This window comes from Steroidobacter sp. (assembly GCF_016790065.1).
GTDB lineage: Bacteria > Pseudomonadota > Gammaproteobacteria > Steroidobacterales > Steroidobacteraceae > Steroidobacter.
Genome location: NZ_JAEUPY010000464.1, coordinates 1 through 3,994, shown reverse-complemented (window position 1 = coordinate 3,994; position 3,994 = coordinate 1). Strand labels below are relative to the sequence as shown.

At 60.2% G+C, this 3,994-nt stretch carries 5 protein-coding genes; all 5 read right to left on the bottom strand.

Features of this window, described 5'->3' with window-relative positions; all coding sequences use genetic code 11:
- Nucleotides 1–13: 13 nt before the first annotated feature.
- On the bottom strand, nucleotides 14–772 hold the full coding sequence (locus JNL55_RS19330) for a lysophospholipid acyltransferase family protein (RefSeq protein ID WP_293857395.1): 759 nt from the start codon (nucleotides 770–772) through the stop codon (nucleotides 14–16).
- Nucleotides 773–816: 44 nt separating this feature from the next.
- On the bottom strand, nucleotides 817–1,362 hold the full coding sequence (locus JNL55_RS19325; RefSeq protein ID WP_293857392.1) for a hypothetical protein: 546 nt from the start codon (nucleotides 1,360–1,362) through the stop codon (nucleotides 817–819).
- 231 nt (nucleotides 1,363–1,593) lie between these two features.
- Nucleotides 1,594–1,875: a hypothetical protein gene (locus JNL55_RS19320; RefSeq protein ID WP_293857389.1), complete on the bottom strand. Its 282-nt coding sequence runs from the start codon at nucleotides 1,873–1,875 to the stop codon at nucleotides 1,594–1,596.
- Nucleotides 1,876–2,088: 213 nt separating this feature from the next.
- The gene (locus tag JNL55_RS19315) at nucleotides 2,089–2,835 is read right to left on the bottom strand and encodes a hypothetical protein (protein ID WP_293857386.1); all 747 of its coding nucleotides are present in this window, start codon (nucleotides 2,833–2,835) and stop codon (nucleotides 2,089–2,091) included.
- A gap of 368 nt (nucleotides 2,836–3,203) precedes the next feature.
- On the bottom strand, nucleotides 3,204–3,994 hold a 791-nt coding region (locus JNL55_RS19310), incomplete at its 5' end, for a GGDEF domain-containing protein (protein WP_293857383.1).

Below are 3,994 nucleotides of genomic sequence, written 5' to 3'. Positions count from 1 at the left end.
CAACATCATCGGTCTAATCGCGAAGTGCGCTGGCCTTGATGGCGCGCCCCACCGTCACCGGAATCACATGATTGCGCTTGTTCAAGAACTCGTGTGACAGCAGCACCGTACGCATGCGCGGATGAAGCAGGCCGAGTGTTTGAAAGATGGAGCTGTTACCGCCGCCGAAATACATCGGTACCACCGGGCAGCCGCACATTCGCAGAAAGCGAGCTGCTTGCGAGCTCCATGGTGGATCGCAAACTCGTCCCGCCGACAAATGCAAATGCGACACCGCGCCGGCAGGAAACAACACGATCGAGCCGCCGTCCTGGACATGTCGCAGTGCTGCTCGCAAGCCGCGGCCATTGGTTTTAGCCGCTCGCGGGCCGCCGAATGCGTCGACGGGAATAATGACGTCGCGCAGTTCGGGAATCCGTTGCAACAGCTGGTTGCCGATGAGCTTGCTGTCCGGTCGCAGGCTCAACATCAATTGGATCAGATACAGGCCTTCGAGCCCGCCATAAGGATGATTGGCCACGACGGCCAGCGGCCCGTGGCGGGGAATTGATTCCAGGCGGGCAGCATCGAGTTCGAAACGAACTTGCAATATTTCGAGTGCGGCTTGGGCGAACGGGCCGGGGGCCAGGTCGCGACCGGCGAGCTGGCGATGGATATTCGCGAGCCGTTGTAACGCCAGCGCGCGTTCGGCAACGTTGAGAATCAGCGGACCGACCGCGGGCACGCGCAATAGCGGCCCGGTGAGTTCGAACGGAGACGCAGTGGTCGGCATCGCGGACTCAAGCTCACGCCTGGGATGCCGCGTAACTTAGTAGCTCAAGATGACAATCGCGTTGCGCCTGCGTCACGTCCGTGAGTCACGTGATTACCTAGCGGCAGGCCGCCGCCACCGCCATCGCTCAAGCTGGTCATGGTCACGCGCAGATCGGCGTAAGTTTTCACTAGCGAACGACGCACAGCATCCACATTGGTGCTCATCAGCTCGGCGATTTCGTTATGTTTCTTGCCTTCCTTGAAATAGCGCAGGATTTGATAGTCGCGATCCGGCAGTTCCTGCAAATAGTGTTCGATGGCAGCTTCTTCGACCGGCCGCACATGAAAACCGAGTTTGGATAGTTCGCGAACGGCGCGATCGATGATGGGTCGCGCATCGATGACATCTGCATCGGCTGAGGACAACTTACGAAGATCGGCCGCGGTTCGATCGAGGATCCGACTCACCGAGTCCGATGGTAATCCCAGATCGTGCGCCAGTTTGGCGCCAGCCATGGCTTGTGCGTTACGCGGCCAACCGATGCGGTCCAGCCAATGACGAATTGCGCGACGCAGCGATGTGATCTCTTGTTGGAATGCCTGCATCATTATGGGTGCTTCTGGCTACCGAGTCCGTCGTTGGACCCTTTACCAGGCTCACTTGAGCCCGCGCTGGAGAACGCCAGCGCGCAGGCTAGATGATTTCGGCAGTAACTCTCAATAAGGGGCGGAGGCGAGCGCGCCGCTCAGAGTTGGCTGAAGTGTCGTAAGCAGCGATGTTTGTTCGCTGTGAAGCGTTGTAGGTGCGGATCGAATAGAAACAAATGATTTCCGTGGGGGTCACAGCGACGGCTGCGCGCCTCGCATCAGAAACACCGGTTGATTGGCTGATAGCGAGGACACGCTGATCCACTGCCAGGCATCGATGCTGTCAGGCACTTTGGCGCGGGCGGCGTCGATCAACGCACAGCCGCTGGCGTGATGACTGACACTTTGTGCTGCGGCATCGGCGGAAGGAAACGAACCGACGAAGTCGTCGTTGAGCCACAGCTCGCAGCTCATGGTGCTATCGGCGGCAGCTCGAATGGTCAACGTTCCTGCCGGGATGGCTGTGGCGTACATACGATTCTCCGTCCGCGGGTTCCGAATGCCGACCATAAGCCTCATTCGGACCAATTTACAATCGGATTTCCGTAGGACGATGGCGACAGTGGCCACGAGCGCTTGAGATTACGCGGGCTTAGGCGAACGATGCGCGGCTGTATCTCAAGTCCAGCCGCCGCCTCTGAAGTCGCTGTACACGCGCCATTCACTGGGAATGACGCGCCGGTGACGTTACTTCTTACCGTTCTTGCCCTTGGTGGGCTCGTCTTTGGCTTCTTCGGTCAGGCTCTTGTCGAGCTCCGGCAGCACCGGCAGATCCTTCTCGTCGGTCAGCAACGGCTTGAGCTGTTCGTGCAGCTTGCTGGCCAGCGTATGCGTGTCGGTGTACGCGGTGAGCAGCTTGGCGTTCTTGTCGTTCGCCTTGGTGAGCTGTTCGTCGGTCTGCTGCTTTTCCTTGCGCAGCGTGCCCATGTTGGTCTCGGCCTGACGGCGGCCATCGGCCTCGTCCTGCTTCTCCTTGCGCAGCGCCTTGAGCTTCTTCACCACGTTTTCGGGTGTGTCGGCGAGCGCGGCATTGATGGCTTTGACGGTCTTGTCCTTCTCCAGCACCACAGCCTTCATCTGCTGCATTTCTTTGGTGAAGTTGGTGCGTTCGATTTCGATCTGGCGCGTGGCACTTTCCTGCGCGACGCGGATGTCCTGCGAAGCGGCTTCGGCCACAGTGCGGGCCTTCTCGGCCAGCTGCAGCTTCTTTTCCATCTCGGCGATGGCCTGTTTGGCTTCCTGGCGCGCCACTGCGACGCTCGAGTCGGCTTCGGCAATCTTCTTGATGACTGCGTCAAGCGCTACTTTGAGTTCATCCTGAGAGCAGTTGGGATCCAGCTTCAAGGCGTCGGTCGCAGACCGCATCAAAATCTGCTTGCTGATCGCAAGCTCTTTCCAAACTTTCAACTGCAGCTCAAGTTGCGCTTGTTCCACATTCACTTCCTGGGGTTGGTTACGGGGGGTAGACAAAAGGTTAGCTCGCCAATGAGGCCGATCGGTCAATCTGGGCTGATCAGGCAGAGGGAATTTTCGGGGCGCGGATTGTATGCCAAAACGAGGCCGCTGGGACGACCCATGAGGCGGGTTTCACCGCGGATTCGACTCAATTTGTTACTGGATCGGCACTCAATTCGCTCGCGCCGGCGGCTCCGGATGTGTCCGGAGGGCTTCTGGGCGCCGCCTGGAGATGGGGCTGGCCCTGGAAAATCCAAGGCTTAGGCCAAAAAAGTCTGGCGAATAGTACCCTGCCGACCGGGCCTTTGGCCAGCTGCATGTTGCTGAGTCGGGGGCGAGACAAATCCTCACGCGGTGAGCGCTCCGGCGATCTGAACCCGGTTCCGACCTGACCTTTTGGCGTCGTAGACCGCTTCGTCCGCGCGAGCGATCAGGTGTTCGCCCCAAACGCCGAGGGTGTCGCTGGTGGCCACGCCGATGCTGCAAGTCACCCGGATCGGCTCGCCGAAGCCCTCGACACGCACGTCAGCGACCCGATTGCGGATGCGCTCGGCGATGGGGCCCGCGGAGGAAACGTCGGCGCTGCTCAGGATGACCACGAATTCTTCGCCGCCATACCGACCGATGACATCTGACTGACGCAGCTCGGCATGAATGGGGTCGATGATGGCTTTCAAACAGGCATCGCCGGCCTGATGGCCACGGGTGTCGTTGATCTCCTTGAAGTGGTCCAAGTCGATGAACAACAGCGAAACCGGCAGGCCGCGTGCTCGTGCCCGCAGGCAGGCGGCTTCCAGGCGCTCCTGGAACGAGCGGCGATTCAATACGCCGGTGAGCGGATCGGTCTGGGCACGACGTTCAGCTTCCGACAGCGCGAGTCGCTGATCCCGCAGCCGGTCAGCGACGCCCAAGGCGATCAGCACGGCCGCAGCGACCATCGACAAGGGCAGGCCGTAGTACAGCAAGCCTTCGGCACCCTCCGGGTCGGTGAACAACAACCGAATGGCCGTGGCGATGGTGAAGCCTTCGAGCAAGCCCCAGGCAATCAAAAACCAGCCGGCCGCGCGGTTGTCTCGCTGCCAGGCGAGGAACGCGACCACCAGTGTGAAAATGGCCGCGCCCAGGAAGACTAGATTGC

Bases quoted from the DNA above. Each gene is read 5' to 3' on its own strand.
- JNL55_RS19330 (WP_293857395.1), bottom strand. From the start codon at position 772: ATGCCGACCACTGCGTCTCCGTTCGAACTCACCGGGCCGCTATTGCGC.
- JNL55_RS19325 (WP_293857392.1), bottom strand. From the start codon at position 1,362: ATGATGCAGGCATTCCAACAAGAGATCACATCGCTGCGTCGCGCAATT.
- JNL55_RS19320 (WP_293857389.1), bottom strand. From the start codon at position 1,875: ATGTACGCCACAGCCATCCCGGCAGGAACGTTGACCATTCGAGCTGCC.